15 protein-coding genes are annotated in these 15,903 nt (G+C 69.4%); 7 read left to right on the top strand and 8 right to left on the bottom strand.

The features are described from left to right. Positions 1-133 precede the first annotated feature (133 nt). Entirely contained in the window at positions 134-688 is a 555-nt protein-coding gene (locus tag ACFVH5_RS40205) for a GNAT family N-acetyltransferase (RefSeq protein WP_385838639.1), read from the top strand. A 19-nt stretch (positions 689-707) separates the two neighbouring features. On the opposite strand, the gene ACFVH5_RS40200 is transcribed toward ACFVH5_RS40205, so the two are convergent. The 6 genes from ACFVH5_RS40200 to ACFVH5_RS40175 all read right to left on the bottom strand — a co-directional run bounded on the left by ACFVH5_RS40200 (position 708) and on the right by ACFVH5_RS40175 (position 7,916). Continuing rightward, positions 708-2,243, bottom strand: coding sequence for a type VI secretion protein (locus ACFVH5_RS40200; RefSeq protein WP_385838638.1), 1,536 nt, complete (start codon positions 2,241-2,243; stop codon positions 708-710). A 14-nt stretch (positions 2,244-2,257) separates the two neighbouring features. After that, on the bottom strand, positions 2,258-3,682 hold the full coding sequence (locus ACFVH5_RS40195; RefSeq protein ID WP_210881261.1) for an ATP-binding protein: 1,425 nt from the start codon (positions 3,680-3,682) through the stop codon (positions 2,258-2,260). A 6-nt stretch (positions 3,683-3,688) separates the two neighbouring features. Further along, a complete protein-coding gene (locus ACFVH5_RS40190; protein ID WP_384815696.1) occupies positions 3,689-5,248 on the bottom strand; it encodes an SCO6880 family protein in 1,560 nt (519 codons plus the stop codon). Beyond that, positions 5,245-6,579: a hypothetical protein gene (locus tag ACFVH5_RS40185; protein ID WP_384815698.1), complete on the bottom strand. Its 1,335-nt coding sequence runs from the start codon at positions 6,577-6,579 to the stop codon at positions 5,245-5,247. The genes ACFVH5_RS40190 and ACFVH5_RS40185 overlap by 4 nt, the downstream gene beginning before the upstream one ends. Further along, positions 6,569-7,414 carry a hypothetical protein gene (locus ACFVH5_RS40180; protein ID WP_385838637.1) on the bottom strand — a complete coding sequence of 282 codons (846 nt, stop codon included), beginning with the start codon at positions 7,412-7,414 and terminating at the stop codon, positions 6,569-6,571. The genes ACFVH5_RS40185 and ACFVH5_RS40180 overlap by 11 nt, the downstream gene beginning before the upstream one ends. 193 nt (positions 7,415-7,607) lie before the next feature. Next, positions 7,608-7,916: a hypothetical protein gene (locus ACFVH5_RS40175; protein WP_107015212.1), complete on the bottom strand. Its 309-nt coding sequence runs from the start codon at positions 7,914-7,916 to the stop codon at positions 7,608-7,610. A 522-nt stretch (positions 7,917-8,438) separates the two neighbouring features. Between ACFVH5_RS40175 and ACFVH5_RS40170 the strand changes: the two genes are divergently transcribed. The 3 genes from ACFVH5_RS40170 to ACFVH5_RS40160 all read left to right on the top strand — a co-directional run bounded on the left by ACFVH5_RS40170 (position 8,439) and on the right by ACFVH5_RS40160 (position 10,002). Continuing rightward, a complete protein-coding gene (locus tag ACFVH5_RS40170; RefSeq protein ID WP_385838636.1) occupies positions 8,439-8,816 on the top strand; it encodes an ArsR/SmtB family transcription factor in 378 nt (125 codons plus the stop codon). A 70-nt stretch (positions 8,817-8,886) separates the two neighbouring features. After that, the gene (locus ACFVH5_RS40165; RefSeq protein WP_385838635.1) at positions 8,887-9,525 is read left to right on the top strand and encodes an SRPBCC family protein; all 639 of its coding nucleotides are present in this window, start codon (positions 8,887-8,889) and stop codon (positions 9,523-9,525) included. Positions 9,526-9,603: 78 nt separating this feature from the next. Beyond that, entirely contained in the window at positions 9,604-10,002 is a 399-nt protein-coding gene (locus ACFVH5_RS40160; RefSeq protein ID WP_385838634.1) for a DoxX family protein, read from the top strand. A gap of 10 nt (positions 10,003-10,012) precedes the next feature. Here the strand turns inward: ACFVH5_RS40160 and ACFVH5_RS40155 are convergent, their stop codons facing one another. Continuing rightward, positions 10,013-10,285: a DUF397 domain-containing protein gene (locus tag ACFVH5_RS40155; RefSeq protein ID WP_385838633.1), complete on the bottom strand. Its 273-nt coding sequence runs from the start codon at positions 10,283-10,285 to the stop codon at positions 10,013-10,015. A gap of 181 nt (positions 10,286-10,466) precedes the next feature. Between ACFVH5_RS40155 and ACFVH5_RS40150 the strand changes: the two genes are divergently transcribed. After that, positions 10,467-11,468 carry an NlpC/P60 family protein gene (locus ACFVH5_RS40150; RefSeq protein ID WP_385838640.1) on the top strand — a complete coding sequence of 334 codons (1,002 nt, stop codon included), beginning with the start codon at positions 10,467-10,469 and terminating at the stop codon, positions 11,466-11,468. Positions 11,469-11,650: 182 nt separating this feature from the next. Beyond that, entirely contained in the window at positions 11,651-12,352 is a 702-nt protein-coding gene (locus ACFVH5_RS40145; RefSeq protein ID WP_384815715.1) for a phosphatase PAP2 family protein, read from the top strand. A 346-nt stretch (positions 12,353-12,698) separates the two neighbouring features. On the opposite strand, the gene ACFVH5_RS40140 is transcribed toward ACFVH5_RS40145, so the two are convergent. Further along, complete coding sequence (locus ACFVH5_RS40140; protein ID WP_385838632.1) at positions 12,699-14,282, bottom strand: FAD-binding oxidoreductase; 1,584 nt, start codon at positions 14,280-14,282, stop codon at positions 12,699-12,701. A gap of 402 nt (positions 14,283-14,684) precedes the next feature. On the opposite strand from ACFVH5_RS40140, the gene pstS reads away from it, so the two are divergent. Continuing rightward, positions 14,685-15,812, top strand: coding sequence for a phosphate ABC transporter substrate-binding protein PstS (gene pstS / locus ACFVH5_RS40135; RefSeq protein WP_385838631.1), 1,128 nt, complete (start codon positions 14,685-14,687; stop codon positions 15,810-15,812). Positions 15,813-15,903 lie beyond the last annotated feature (91 nt).

The raw sequence follows: 15,903 nt of genomic DNA, 5'->3' as shown, positions 1-15,903 counted from the left end.
TACTGCAGGGGGGACCCTGTGGGAGAGTAGGACGCCGCCGAACTATTATTGAGAAAGCCCCCGCACTTCGGTGCGGGGGCTTTTTTGCGTTCCGGCACCTGCCGGCGCATGGGGTTTCGTTACGGTGACCCTCATGAATCCTGAGTACGTGATCCGTTCCATAGGCAGTGACGAGTGGCCCGCGGTGAAGGAGCTTGCGTTGACCGCTCTTCAGGACCCGGTGGCGCATCTGGCCTTTCTGGACACGTACGAGGTCGCGGTGGGGCGGCCCGACAGTTTCTGGCAGGAGCGGGCCGCCGGGGCCGCAGCGGGGGTGCGTGAACGGCAGCAACTCGTCGCCGAGGGGCCCGGTGGGCGGTGGGTCGGGTGTGTGGTCGTGCTGGTCGAGGAGGCCGGGGCCGTCGGGGCGCTGGGGGCCGTGAGCCACGTACGGCAGGGGCATCTTGTGGGGGTGTACGTGCGGCCCGAGGTGCGGGGGAGCGGGCTCACCGAGCGGCTGTTCGCGCATGCGCTGCGGTGGGCCTGGGAGGACGCCGGCCTGGAGCGTGCGCGGCTGTTCGTGCACGAGGAGAACGGGCGGGCTCAGGCCTTCTACCGGAAGTTCGGGTTCGTGCCCACAGGGGAGTGCGTTCCCGTGCCCGGGGACTCGGGTGCGCGGGAGCTGGAGTTCCTGTTCGAGCGGTCGTAGCGGTCACAGGCGCCGTGGGTCATACCGGGAGGTCCTGGTGGGGCCAGCGGGAGCGGGCCTGTTCCTGGGAGCGCAGGAGGGCCAGGGTGGGGAGGCCTCGGTCCGGGGCCGTGCCGTCGGCCGCGGCGAGCAGGTCCGGGAGTTGGGGGAGCGGGGCCACCGCCGCCACGTCGTCCAGGACCAGGGTCAGTGGTGGGTCGAGGCGACCGGAGGATGACCGTTCGGCCATGCGCCGGCCGCGCTCGACCACGCTTGAGGCGAGGGCCGTCAGGAGCGGCATGGCGCCGGGGTTCGACCTCGGGTCCTCGATGGGTTCACCGACCACATAAAGCGTGCCCCCTTCGTTGACGAAGGAATCCAAGGTGAGTGTGTCGGTTCGGTTTGGAGTGCACGCTTCCCGGACGTTGACGGTGAAGAGCGCGGAGAGCGCTCGGGCCGTCAACTCCTGGGCGATGTCACGGCGTTCCGGGTGCGAGGTGAGGGCCGCTTCGAGTTCGCCCGCGGAGCCCGCGGCCGACTTCGGGTTCGTACGGAGGATGCGTACGGCTTCCTGGACCTGGGCGCCCTGGGCCCAGCGGTGGACGTGACGGATGGTGCGGCCGTCCACCGCCGCGGCGTGGAGGTAGCTGCGGAGGAGGGTTTCCGCGGTGTCGGCGACCGCCTGGTCGATCCTGGCGGTGGGGCGGACCGGGGCGAGGAGCGCTGCCGCTCGGGCCTTCGCGGTGTCCTTGGTCTCGCAGCCCGCGGAGGGGGACCAGTGGAGGCGGGCCGGGGTGTCGCAGAGGTGGGAGGGGTCGTAGAGGAGGACGGGGCCCAGTTTCGCGCGGGCGTCCTTCGTGCTCGACCAGAGGGCGGGGTCGGAGGTGATGACGAGGGCGGGGCCGTCCGCGTCCCGGATCGCCTGGACGGCGAGGGGATGACGGGTTTCGGGCGGGCCCAGCACGACGGGTCCCCTTGGGGCGGGACTTTCCCACCCACCGGCCCGTTCGGCGGTTTCCGCAGGAAGCGAAGCAGGAACCGACTCCAGGGGCGGCTCCGCCGCCCGGACCGCCGTGTGCTCGACCGCCGTGTGCTCGACCGGCGGACGCGTCACCTCAGGCCGTTCCGCCGCCCGGCTCCGGGGGATCTCACGTGGCTCGTCCTTGGTCAGCAGGTCCGGTTCCGGTGCCGCGGCGAGTGCCCTGCGTCTCGCCCTGCCCGCCCGCCACCTCGCCACCGTGCCCAGCACGAACACCGTGAGGACGACCAGGACCATCAGCTGGCCGATGAACAGGCCCCAGAAGAGCCCGTACCCGGAGAGCTGGTCGGGTGGGGTGTCGGGCCACGCGCTCGGCAGGTCGTGGGGGGCCTCGACGAGTTGGCGTATGGCCAGGGGCGTACGGCGGAAGGTGATCCCGGACGGCCAGGAGCCGTGCGAGAAGAGGCCGGCGAGGCCGGTCGCCGTCCAGACCATGACGGTCATGCCGAGGACGAAGGCCAGGATGCCGAGCAGCAGGCCGTCGGGGACGCCTCCTTGACCGCCGCCGGTGGAGCGGTCGCGATCGTCCGGTCTCATCTCGGGTCGCTCCTCTACGCGACTGTGGACTCGGACGAGTCGTCGAGATCGCTCAGGTGATGCTCCATGAACGCCGCGGCCCGCTCCTCGGCCTCCAGCTCGGCGGCGCGCAGGGCGTCGTCCGCGAGGTGGTCGGCCGACGACTCCGTCATGGCGCGGTCGGTGAAGACGAGGGGGCGCTCGGTCTCGGAGATCAGGTGTTTGACGACCTGGACGTTGCCGTTGACGTCCCACACGGCGATGCCCGGCGTGAGGGAGGGGATGATCTCGACGGCCCAGCGGGGCAGACCGAGGACACGGCCCGTCATTCTGGCCTCGTCGGCCTTCTGGGCGTAGATCGTCCGTGTCGAGGCCATCTTCAGGATCGCCGCGGCCTCCTTGGCGGCGGCTCCGTCCACGACGTCGGACAGGTGGTGGACGACGGCCACGAAGGACAGACCGAGGCGGCGGCCGAACTTCAGCAGGCGCTGGAACAGCTGGGCCACGAACGGGCTGTTGATGATGTGCCAGGCCTCCTCGACGAGGAAGATGCGCTTCTTCCGGTCGGGGCGGATCCAGGTGTGCTCCAGCCACACGCCGACGATCGCCATGAGGATCGGCATGGCGATGGAGTTGCGGTCGATGTGGGACAGGTCGAAGACGATGAGCGGGGCGTCCAGGTCGATGCCCACGGTCGTCGGGCCGTCGAACATGCCCCGCAGGTCACCGTCGACCAGGCGGTCGATGACCAGGGCGACGTCGAGACCCCAGGCGCGTACGTCGTCTATGGCGACGTTCATCGCCTCCGCCGACTCCGGCTCGGGGTGGCGCAGCTGCTCGACGATGTCCGTCAGAACGGGCTGGCGGTCGATGATCGTCTCGTTGACGTAGGCGTGCGCGACCTTCAGCGCGAAGCCGGAACGCTCGTCCAGGCCGTGGCCCATCGCGACCTCGATGATGGTCCGGAGCAGCGCGAGCTGGCCGGTCGTCGTGATCGCCGGGTCGAGCGGGTTGAGCCGGATCCCCATGTCCAGGGCGGCGGTCGGGTCCAGGCGGATGGGTGTCAGGCCCAGCTCCTGGGCGATGAGGTTCCACTCGCCCACCCCGTCCTCGCCCTGTGCGTCGAGGACGACGACCTGGCGGTCCTTGAACCGCAGCTGCCGCATGACGTACGTCTTCTCCAGCGCGGACTTGCCGTTGCCGGACTCGCCGAGGACCAGCCAGTGCGGCGCCGGGAGCTGCTGTCCGTACAGCTGGAAGGGGTCGTAGATGTAGCCCTTCCCGGAGTACACCTCGCGGCCGATGATGACGCCGGAGTCGCCGAGGCCGGGGGCCGCGGTCGGCAGGTAGACGGCCTGGGCCTGGCCGGTGGAGGTGCGCACCGGCGGGCGGGTCGTCTCGACCTTGCCGAAGAGGAAGGACGTGAAGCTTTCCGTGAGGACGGACAGCGGGTCCCGCATGAAGTCCTACCTCCGGATGCCGGTCGCGAACGGGAGTGTGTTGACGAAGGCGCGGTGGTGCTCGCGGTCGCACCATTCGAGCTTGAGGTACGACTTGCCGGCCGAGGCCCTGATCGTCCGCTTGTCGCGGGCGAGTGCCTCGGGGTTGCGGGACGAAACGGTGATGTACCCGACGAGGTTGACGCCCGCTGCGCCGCTCGCGAGGTCCTGGCCGCGCTGGTCGACGCGGTTGTGCGAGGCGACGTCGCGCGGGTCGACGGTGCGGTTCATCTTTGCCTGGCGGCTGGCCTCGGCGTCGTCGTTCGTCTTCTCGGTCAGCATCCGCTCGATGGCGACCTCGGTGGGTTCGAGGTCCATCGTGACGGCGACCGTGCGGATGACGTCCGGGGTGTGCACGAGCAGCGGGGCGAGGAAGTTGACGCCCACCGGGGTCATCGGCCACTCCTTCACCCAGGCCGTGGAGTGGCACCAGGGGGCGCGGGTGGAGGACTCGCGGGTCTTGGCCTGGAGGTAGGTCGGCTCCATGGCGTCCAGCTCGGCCGGCCAGGCGTTGCGCTTGGTCATGGCCTGGATGTGGTCGATGGGGTGGTCCGGGTCGTACATCGAATGCACGAGGGAGGAGAGCCGCCCTTGTCCGAGCGGCTGGCGCACCCGGATGTCGGCCTCCTGGAGGCGGGAGCAGATGTCGGTGAGCTCGCGGGCCATGACGACGGCGAGTCCGGCGTCCTTGTCGAGCTTCTTGCCGCCCTTGGGACGGGCGGCGCGGGCCATCGCCTGGGCCTCGGCGGCCAGTTCGCGCGAGTAGTGCATGCAGGCGACGAGGTAGGCGCGGTGCTGTTCGCTGCTCGTCGACACCATGGAACTGAGCTGCTCGTACGACTCCTGGAGCCAGCCGGGGGCGCGCTCGTCGCCGCGTACGGAGACGTCCTTGGCGTGGGCGTCCGGGTCGGCGGGCAGGGTGCGGGCGAGCATCTGGATGCGGGTGACGAAGCCGTCTCCGTTGGCGACGTGCTTGAGGAGCGTGCCGAAGCGGTCGACGAGGGCTTCCTGGTCCTCGCTGTCGCGCAGGCCGACGCCGGGGCCCTCGATCTCGATGGCGGCGGTGACGGTCTTGCGGTCGGCGTGCAGGAGGACGGCGATCTCGTCCGGGCCGAAGGGCGCCGCGAGCCAGGAGATGCGGCCGATGCCCGGGGGCGGGCCGATCTCGACCTCACGGCCGTCGGTGTAGGTGCCCGACTCCATGACGTTGCTGCGGTAGGCGGTGCCGCGGCGCAGGCCGCGCTTGTAACTGCGGTTGATCTCGAACCACTTGTAGAAGGTCCGCCGCTTGTACGGGACGTAGACCGCGGCCAGCGCGAGCATCGGGAAGCCCATGAGCAGCACGATGCGCAGGGAGAGCACGGGGACGATCAGACCGCACATCATGCCGAGGAACGCGCCCGCGATGATGAGCCCGATCTCGCCGGACTCGCGGTTGCGGCCGACGATAGCGCTCGGCCGGGCGCGGCCGATCAGATATGTACGGCGGGGCGTGACCGGATGGGACACGTGGGACTCGGTCGTCAACGCCCTTCACCTCCCGTGCGGTTGTTGCTGCTGTTGCCGTTGCTGTTGTTCCGGTTGTTCCCGGCGTGGGGGGTGTTGATCGGGCTGGAGCGGGGCGGGGGTGCGGAGGGGGACGATCCGCCGCCACCGCCCGAGGAGCCGCGTGAACTGTGGGCCGCGACGCCGCCGGAGACGGGGTTCGAGGGGCGGGCGCCGCTGTTGCCGCCGCCTCCGCCGTTGTTGTCGGCCCGGGTGCTGTGGGTCTTGATGCCCTGGGCGACGAGGTGGGCGGGCGAGCTGATGGCGGCCGCGGCCTTGCCCTCGGCGCCCTGCATGATGCGGTTGTTGCGGCCGCCCGCGATCTCGTCGCCGAAGCCGGGGACGAAGCGGTAGATCATCGCGCTGGCGAAGATGGCCAGCAGGATGATCGCGAGGCCGGAGACGACGGCGGAGAAGGAGTCCGGGCCGTCCTCCGCGGAGAGGGCTCCGGCGAGGCCCAGCACGATCACGATGACCGGTTTCACGAGGATGACGGCGATCATGATGCCGGCCCAGCGGCGGACGTGACCCCAGAGGTTCTTGTCGACGAGGCCGGCGTAGACGACCGTGCCGAGGAGCGCGCCCACGTAGAGGAGGGCGGCGCGGATCACCAGTTCGAGCCAGAGGACGCCGGCGGCGAGGATCGACACGAGGGAGACCACGATCAGCATGATCGGGCCGCCGCCGATGTCGGTGCCCTTGTTCAGGGCGCCGGAGAAGTTGCCGAAGAACGTGTCCGTCTGGTTGCCGGTCGTCTTGGCGAGGACCTCGGCGATGCCGTCGGTCGCCGAGACGACGGTGTAGAGGACGAGCGGGGTGAAGGCCGAGGCCAGCACCGTCAGCCAGAGGAAGCCGATCGCTTCGCCGATGGCCGTGCTGAGGGGGACGCCCCGCACGGCGCGCTTGGCGACCGCGAGCAGCCACAGGAGGAGGGTGAGGATGGTCGACGCGGCGAAGACGACCGCGTACTGCTGGAGGAACGTGGGGTTCGTGAAGTCGACCGTCGCCGTGTTCTGGACGGCGTCACTGAGCTTGTCGATGGTCCAGGAGGCGGCCTTCGCGCAGCCCTTGGCGAGGGAGGCGAGGGGGTCGAGGGCGGTGGTGGGGTCGTCGAGGGAGGGGCCGGTGCGGCTGTTGCTGCCGCGTTCGCAGTAGTCCCTGGCGGGACCCGCGATCAGTGAGCAGGGATCCTCCGAGGCGGTCGGCGTAGGCGTCGGAGCCGCATGGGCCTGCGAAGCCAGCAGCACCACTGCGGTCTGTACGACTGCTACGACGCCGGTGAGCTTGAGTACGCGTTGCGGGCTACCGGGCATACGTGAACCCTCCGAACTCCTCGACCGCCTTGCCGATCTCGTCGGACCCGGAGACGGGGTTGTCACCATTGACGGGGGTCGGGCCGGTCTTCTGGCTGGTCTCCAGGACCTTCCAGTCGTCACTGGCCCAGTTCAACTTCAAGGTCACGGTGAACCACCCGTTGGTCACGGGCTTGGTGGACGTGTCTCCGGTGAGCCCGAAGAGGCTGTTGCACCAGACTTCGACGGTGGCCGCGTCGGGGCTGCTGGACGTGACTTTGGTGCCCACCGGCAGCGTGCGGTTGACGAAGGTGCTCCCGGCGGGCGCGCCGCCGTCCTCGTCGAGGCCGATCTTCTTCAGGAGGGCCGCCGAGTAGTCCGCGTCGAACCCGGACTCGAGCTTGTCCAGCGCGCCGGGGTCGGCGATCGTCTGCACGATCTCGTGCCGCTTGGCGGTGTTGAACATGCCGTCGGAACCGAGTGCCACCGTGTAGTTGGCCGCCGCGCTCTGCGCCCCCTGGTCGTCCTGGGCGTACCCGGTCGGGATCCCGCCCGCCTTCGACTTCACCGGTTGTTCTCCGGAGGGGGCCGTGGGGGCCGAACCCGCCTTCCCCCCGCCTCCGTCGTCGTCCGCCGAGCCGGAGCCTCCGCCGCCGCGGTTCGCGAAGGCGATGGCTGCGATCAGGAGGACCACGACTCCCACCACCGTGACGAGGCTGCGTGACGACGAACGGCCGCCGCGTCGCGCACCTCCGTAGGCGTCACCGGCACCGTCGGGGAGCCTCGTGCGGGTCTGGCCGGTGCCTCCGTACCCGCCGTCCTCGCCGCGCGCTCCGTGCTCGTCACCGACACTCATGCCGCGTACGCCCCCTCGACCTCATGCTGAACCGCGTCATATGACGGTAGCCCCGCTGGTTCCCGCGTGGGCGCGGTGTGGTGACTGGACATCAGGAAACGCAACCTCAGCCGGTGGGCACGACGGACGGGTGGGGTAGAGGAGGGACGCGAATGGGCCGGGCCGGGTGCGGGGGCACCGGGCCGGCGGCCGCCTAGACGGCCATGCCGTACACGATCGTGAAGAGCGTGCCCAGTGAACCGATGATGAAGACGCCGGTGAGACCCGCGATGATCAGACCCTTGCCCTGTTCCGCGCTGAAGGTGTCGCGGAGGGCGGTCGCGCCGATCCGTTGTTTCGCCGCTCCCCAGATCGCGATGCCGAGGCACAGGAGGATGGCGACCGCCATCACGACCTCGATCATCACGCGGGCTTCGTTGCCCAGGGTGCCGAACGGGCCCCAGTCCGGAGCGATTCCGCCGATGATCGTGTTGATGTCGCCCTTTTCGGCTGCGAAAAGCATGTAAGTCACCGCCCCTAGTGGGTTGTTCTGCCTCCTCTGCCACTCTGCGCAGAGGTCACGGCTATTGTCGCTGACAATGATGCGGTCGCATGTCGACTTGGCGTCATTGATTGGCGGGTTTCGTACGAATCCCTTGTCACCGGAGCTCGCGGGACCCTTCAGGGGGGCGCAGGACGGCATACGGGGAGGCGTATCGTCACTCTGTGTATCACGGCAGGTCACGCCGGGCAATGAAGTAGATGCGGAACCTGTGGTGTGGTTCCGTCGTTAGCCACTCTTACGCGAATGCCAACTGATAGTGGCCGATTCCGCCCGTCCATCGAGCCCGACTCCGTCCCGAGTGCGCCGGTCCGTCGTGCCGATGTCCTCCGGGCCGTGCGTCTCCTGGTGTGTAGACGCCGCCCGTTTTGTTGTGGGGCAGGCTATCCCGGACGGGGTGGCGGGGTGCGCCGGGGTGGGAGCGGCGACCGCCACTTTTCATCACTGGGTGCTTATATAAGCACCCAGTGATACGTTGGTCCTGTGCACGCATTCGACGTACTCGGTGACCCCGTTCGCCGACGGATCCTGGAGCTGCTCGCGGACGGCGAGATGAGCTCCGGGGCGGTGAGCGAGGTCGTGCGGGAAGAGTTCGGGATATCCCAGCCCGGCGTCTCACAGCACCTCAAGGTCCTGCGGGAGAACGGGTTCGCCACGGTCCGGCCGGAGGGGGCCCGTCGGCTGTACGCCGTGAACTCGGACCCCCTGCGTGACGTCGACGCCTGGCTGGACCGCTTCCGGCGCTTCTGGACGCCCCGCCTCGACGCCCTGTCCACCGAGGTGGCCCGGGGCAAGCGCGAACGCCGGCTGCGCGAGCGGCCCGGCGACGGCGGCCCCGGCGACGGCAACCCTTCGCAGTGACCGGCTTGTTGACGGACGCAGTGACGGATGCAGTGACGGACTCAGTGACATCCCAGTGGAGGAGCAGCGCATGATCGACGTCAGCCATCAGATCAACGCCGTGCGGCGCCAGGTCGGCAGCCGGGTCATGGAGGCCGGTGAGGCCCACGTGGTGACCGTGAGTCAGACGTATGACACGACCGTCGAGGACCTCTGGGAGGCCTGTACGGATCCCGAGCGCATCCCGCGCTGGTTCCTGCCCGTCACCGGCGAGTTGCGCCCCGGCGGCACGTACCAGCTGGAGGGCAACGCCGGCGGCACCGTCGAGCGCTGCGACCCGCCGAAGGGCTTCACCGCGACGTGGGAGTTCGGCGGGAACGTCAGCTGGATCGAGCTGCGGCTGACCCCGACGGCGGACGGCGGTACGCGCTTCGAGCTGGACCACATCGCCCCCGACGACGACGAGAAGTGGCAGCAGTTCGGGCCCGGGGCCGTCGGCGTCGGCTGGGACATGGCCCTCATCGGGCTCACCCTCCATCTGTCCTCAGGCGCGGCCGTCGATCCCCAGGAGGCCATGGCCTGGTTCGGGACCGCGGAGGGGCTGCGGTTCGCCGGGCTGAGCAGCGAGGGGTGGTACGCGGCCGCCGTCGCCGCCGGTGAGGCCGAGGAGGTCGCCCGGGGGAGGGCGGACCGGACGACGGCGGCGTACACGGGGGCGGAGCCCTCCTGACGCCCGGCTACTTACTTTCGAGTAACCTCGCGCGGTAGCCGCTGCCACAGCCCTTCATGGGCTCTCGGAGGAGGAACCGTGCCAAGGCCGGAACGCTCGCCCCTGTTGCTCGCAGGCCTGTTGGCCTCCGCCGCCGTCGCCCACTTCGCGGTGCCCCGGCAGTTCGACGCGACGATCCCGCGCGTGCTGCCGGGTTCGCCGCGGACCTGGACGTACGCGAGCGGGGTCGTCGAGCTGGCGCTGGCGGCCGGGGTGGCGGTGCCGCGTACGCGGCGGGTGGCCGCGCTGGCCACCACCGCGTTCTTCGTCGGGGTGTTCCCCGCGAACGTCCAGATGGCCGTGGACTGGCGTCACCGGCCAGCGCCCCAGAAGGCCGCGGCGCTGGCCCGGCTGCCGCTCCAGGTGCCGCTGGTGCTGTGGGCGCGGGGTGTGGCGCGGAGTGTGGCGAGGGGCGGTTCGGCGGGGCCGGGCGCCTAGGGTCGACCGTCTAGGGTCGGCCGCCCTCGGATCCCTCAGATCCGGCGGATCCCTCGAACCCTTCCACTCCCTCCACGAAGTGGTCGAACTCGCCTGCCTGTACGCCGAGTACGAAGGCGTCCCACTTCTTCTGCGTGGTCGTGACGACGGTCTCGGGGTCGCTGGTCTCGCGGATGTAGACGAGTTCGTCGTCACCGAAGGCGAGTTCGATCCAGGGACCCGGACCGGTCGCTTCCGGCGGGGCGGCACGTTCCCAGGTGAGGTTCGTGGGGATGTCGGACATGGATCCGGTTCTCCTTGAGTACGGACTTGGGTACGGAGACGAGCGCGCCGAAGGCGTGGGGGTGGTCCCGGGTGGGACAACCGTATCCCCGTCCCGGGTCGTCGGTGGGTGATCATTCCGTGATGGGCTCCGCGCATCTACACTGACGTTCGGATTACCGTGCGGCGAGGGGCGGTTGACGGTGCGTAAGGGCTGGATCGTGGCGACCGCCGCCGTGGGGGCGGGGCTCAGCTTCGTCATGGTGCTGGTGGTCGGCGTCTACATGGTCGCCGGGAACCTCGCCAACGGTGTCGGACAGGGGGCTGTCGGCCTCGCCAAGGGGTCCGTACCGGCGGCGTACCGGACACTCGTGCAGAAGTGGGGCAATCTGTGCACCGCCATTAATCCGGCCCTTCTCGCCGCGCAGCTGTATCAGGAGAGCGGGTTCAATCCCGACGCCAAGAGCCCGGCCGCCGCGCAGGGGATTGCGCAATTCATCCCCGGGACCTGGGCCACGCACGGAATCGACGGCGACGGTGACGGCGACCGCGACGTATGGGATCCGAATGACGCGATTCCATCGGCCGCGAAGTACGACTGCACGCTCGCGAAGTACGTCAAGGACGCGCCCGGGAACCAGACGGAGAACATGCTCGCCGCGTACAACGCGGGGGCGTACGCCGTCATCAAATACGGGGGCGTTCCGCCGTACAAGGAAACCCAGAACTACGTGAAGACGATCACGACGCTGCAGGAGAGCTTCGCCGCTCCCGTCGGTCGTGTGCAGCCCTCCCAGCAGGCCGCCGGCGCCATCTACTTCGCGCAGAAGAAGCTCGGCACGCTCTATCTCTGGGGCGGCAACGGCACCGCTGACCAGGGAGGACGCTTCGACTGCTCGGGGCTCACCAAGGCCGCGTACGAGACGGTCGGGATCGCTCTGCCGCGGGTCGCCAACGACCAGTACAACGCCGGTCCGCACCCCGGGCGGGACGAGCTGCTCCCCGGCGACCTGGTCTTCTTCTCGGACGACCTCACCAACTCCCGGGCCATCCGGCACGTGGGGATCTATGTGGGTGGCGGGTACATGATCAATGCCCCCCGGACCGGGGCCGTGATCCGTTTCGACTCCATCGACACCCCCGACTACTTCGGGGCGACGCGGGTGACCGAAGATGGCGCGAAAGCATTGCCCACCTCTGTGTGAAACCCACCCCTGAGCTGCGGCGATGTATCTCTCTTCGATAACGTCTGCGTGATCATTCGGTGGAGGGTGGAACGTATTGAAGGGGAGTGTGCGTTCCTGTTCTTGTAGCCGACGACGGGGGTTGTGGCGCGACGCATCCGATGGGTGCGTCGGAAAGATGACGACGAAGGAGCCGTTGCACCATGGCTGGACTCGCCGACTCCGGATCGAACCCCGACGTCGACTTGCTCTACGACATCAATGGTCTCGCCAAAGACGCGCCGCACTGGTTCGACCGCGTCATGGAGTTCGTGGGCGAGTGGGGGCTCCTGCTCGTCATGGTTCTGCTGGTGCTGTGGTGCTGGTGGAACGTGCGGCGGCGGGGCGGGGACGAGGCCGCGGCCTCCGTGGCCTCACTGATCTGGGCGCCGCTGGCCGCCGGGGTCGCCGTACTCGTGAATGTGCCGATACGGGGATTCGTCGAACGGCCCCGGCCCTTTGTGGACCACGAAGGACTTGAAGTCCTCATCGGCGGCAAGAGCGATTATTCGTTTGTGAGCGATCACTCGACTCTCATGATGGCCATGGGCGTCGGGCTGTTCGTCGCGAATCGGAAGTTCGGGCTCGTCGGGATAGGGCTTGCGCTGCTCGGTGGGTTCTGCCGGATCTATATGGGCGTGCACTATCCGACCGACGTCGTCGGGGGGTTCGCGCTCGGGACCGCGGTCGTGCTGCTGCTTTCGCCGCTCGCCACCGCTTTGTTGACGCCTGTCGTCAAGGCTGTCGAGCGGTCTGGGCGGGTGGGGTGGTTGGTTCGGGCGGATCGCTCCGCCGGGGCTCGGGAGAAAGTGATTCCCGGGTCTCGTAGTGACGTTGATCCTGCGGAGAAGGATCTTGCGGCGTAGGTAGTGCCCCTGCAGTGCCCTTGCGGGGGCTGTTGGGTGCGTTGTCGGGTGCGGGTGCGTTGTGGCTTGTCGCGCCGTTCCCCGCGCCCCTGAAGGCAAAAGACTGCGCAGTTCCCCGCGCCCCAAAGACGAAAGACTGCGCCGTTCCCCGCGCCCCTGGGGTGGATCGGTCGTGGGTTCCTGCGGGCCCGGTGGGGGCTTGTCGCGCCGTTCCCCGCGCCCCTGAAAGCGAAAGACTGCGCAGTTCCCCGCGCCCCAAAGACGAAAGATTGCGCAGTTCCCCGCGCCCCCAAAGACGACTGCGCCGTTCCCCTCGCCCGTGAACGGTTTCCGGGTGTCTTTTGGGCTACAGGGACTGGGGGAAGTTGAAGAAGTTCTTTGGGTCGTACTGGGATTTCAGGGATTTCAGGTGTGGGGCCGCTTGGCCGTAGTAGGCCTTTCGCCAGTTGGGCAGGGTGGGGTCCGTGTAGTTCTGGTAGGCCGCCCCCGAGGCGTATGGGCGCATGGCCGTGTGCGTGGCCGTCAGCCAGGACTCCGATGTGCTGCCCGAGGTGCCGGGGCGCCACGCCGCGATGTACTGGGCCAGCATGCGTGAGCGGCGGTGGACGAACGCCGTGGCCGTCGGGTCGACGCGGTTGATCGCGCCGCCGAGTGCGGTGAGCGCGATGCTGCCCGTGCCGCCCCGGACCCCGGATATGCGGGAGAGCAGTGTCCGGATGCCCGCCGCCGAGATGGAGCGGTCGAAGAAGTCCGAGCGGCCCGCGTACGTCTCACGGTTCAGTGCTCCCTGGGGCGAGCGGCCCGGTGTCGGGCCCGGGAGATGGCACTGGGCGTCGGACGAGAAGGACGAGCAGCCCGCGTACACCTCCATCGCCTCCTCGTAGGAACGGCGCCTGAGGGAGACGTTCCGCGCGGAGGCGCCGATCCGGTCGGCCAGGCGGTCCACGGCGTTCTGCAGGTCGCCGTACGTGCCGAGGGAGAACGCGGAGACGGAGACGGTGGGGGTGCCGCCCGCCGCGTTCTCGACGTGGAGGGACGACCAGATCTCGTCCGGCTGGTCGGGGCCCCACTCCTGCCAGGCCGCCAGGACCGCCGCCGCCCTCGACCACGGCCAGGACATGTTCGCCGCGACGCCCTGCGGGGCCGGGTGCGTCTTGAAGCGGAGTTCCGTGACGACGCCGAAGTTGCCGTTGCCCGCGCCGCGCAGTGCCCAGAACAGGTCCTTGTTCTCGGTCGCGCTCGCGGTGAGCTGCTTGCCGTCCGCCGTGACCAGGGTCGCCCCCGTGAGGCTGTCGCACGTCAGGCCGTACGCCCTCGACACCACCCCGTGGCCGCCGCCCAGTGCCAGACCCGAGACGCCCACGGTGGGGCACGAGCCCGCCGGGATGGTCACGCCCTTCGCGGCGAGTCCGCGGTAGACGTCGATCAGTTTGGCGCCCGCGCCGATCACCGCCTCGTCGCCGGACGCGCGTATCCGGGACAGCTTCGACACGTCGAGGATCAGCCGGCCGTTCCCGGAGGACCAGCCGGCGTACGAATGGCCGCCGTTGCGGATCGAGACGCGGACGTCGTGGGCGCGGGCGTACGCGAGGGCCGTACGGATGTCGTCGGGGCCGGCCACGTACGCGACCGCCGTCGGCTTCAGGGAGTCGAAGCGGGTGTTGTAGAGCTGGCGGGCCGCCGCCCAGTCGGCGTCGCCGGGGCGGACCAGGGGGCCGTCGAGGTCCGACGCCAGTGCCCGCAGGTCGGCGGCCGGAGTGGCCGTCGGGGTGCCCTTGGCCGTCGTGGTGGCTCCGGTGCCCTTGGCCGGTGTGCCGGACGTGCGCGCCGAGCCGGCCGACCGTGACCCCGACCCCTTGCCGCTGCATGCCGTCGACGCCGCTGTCACCGCGACCGCCGCCGTGCCGCCTATGAACGTACGCCGTTGCATGTGCGCCTCCCGGTGCTCCCGTTCAACGAGACGGGTCAGCCGCCCGGCGGGTTCCACAGGCGGCAGCCGGCAATCCCATGGGTGTGCAAAGGGGCGGCGGCGGGATCCGGCCAGGCCGGGGAGCCGGGGGCGGGGCGGGCGTGGGAGCGAAGGCGGGGCTTCCGGTCGTCGGAACCCTTGCGTGTTCTTCCCGTAAGCGTTCCGTGACCTCACCGCACTGACGGCAGGGGTTCACCCTCCGTTCACTCACGGCCATCGGCGGCTTCACCTGTTCTGCCTAATTTCGGCCTTACCCGGTGCGTGGTGCGGACGAAAGCGAGCACCTGTGCCGGTCGATGAACCAACAGGACCCATGACATCGCACGCCGCCGCAACGGCGGCTTCTGGAAGGAACTCACGAAAGTGAAGCTTCAGCGCAAGAACCGGCTTCGCGCCCTTTCCCTCGGTGCTGTCGCCGTCTCCGGCGCCCTTGCGCTGACGGCGTGCGGCTCGGACGACACGGGCACCGGCAGCAGCGACAGCAGCTCGTCGGCCGCCAACAGCTCCATCAAGTGTGACGACGCCAAGGGCCAGCTGCTGGCCAACGGCTCCTCCGCGCAGAAGAACGCGATCGACGCGTGGGTCAAGCAGTTCGTGACCGCCTGCAAGGACGTCCAGATCAACTACAAGTCCGAGGGTTCGGGCGCCGGTGTCACGGCGTTCACCCAGGGGCAGGTCGCCTTCGCCGGCTCGGACTCCGCGCTGAAGCCCGAAGAGGTCACCGCCTCCAAGGAGGTCTGCAAGGACGGCCAGGGCATCGACCTGCCGATGGTCGGCGGCCCGATCGCGGTCGGCTACAACGTCCCGGGTGCCGAGGGCCTCGTCCTCGACGCGGAGACCCTTGCGAAGATCTTCGACAGCAAGATCACCAACTGGAACGACGCGGCGATCGCGAAGCTGAACCCCGACGCGAAGCTGCCCGACCTCAAGATCCAGGCGTTCCACCGCTCGGACGAGTCCGGCACCACGGACAACTTCACCAAGTACCTGATCGCGGCCGCGCCCGACCAGTGGAAGTACGAGGGCGGCAAGGCCTGGCAGGCCAAGGGCGGCCAGTCCGCGTCCGGCTCCTCCGGTGTCGCCCAGCAGGTCAAGCAGACCTCCGGCGCCATCAGCTACATGGAGCTGTCGTACGCCAAGGACGGCATCGCCGCGGCCAAGCTGAACACCGGCGCCAGCGAACCCGTCGAGGCCACCGTCGAGAACGCCACCACGGCGATCGCGGACGCCAAGGTCGTCGGCACCGGCAAGGACCTCGCGCTCGAACTGAACCGCGCGACCAAGGCCGACGGCGCCTACCCGATCACCCTGGTCACGTACGAGATCGTCTGCGACAAGGGCAACAAGGCCGACACCCTCGCCGCCACCAAGGCGTTCCTCACCTACATCGCCAGCGAGGACGGCCAGAAGATCCTGGCCGAGAACGACTACGCCCCGATCCCCGAAGAGATCATCGCGAAGGTCCGTACGACCGTCGCGAGCCTGAGCTGACCTGAGCGCGCGGTCCGGCCCGCCGCCCCGGGGCGGCCCCCCCCCCGGGCGGGGCCCCCCCCCCAGGGGCCCCACCACGGGTGGGGCCCCC

Source organism: Streptomyces sp. NPDC127119, from assembly GCF_042677425.1.
GTDB lineage: Bacteria > Actinomycetota > Actinomycetes > Streptomycetales > Streptomycetaceae > Streptomyces.
Note: the sequence above shows the minus strand (reverse complement) of the source record. Positions and strands in the feature narration are given on the sequence as shown.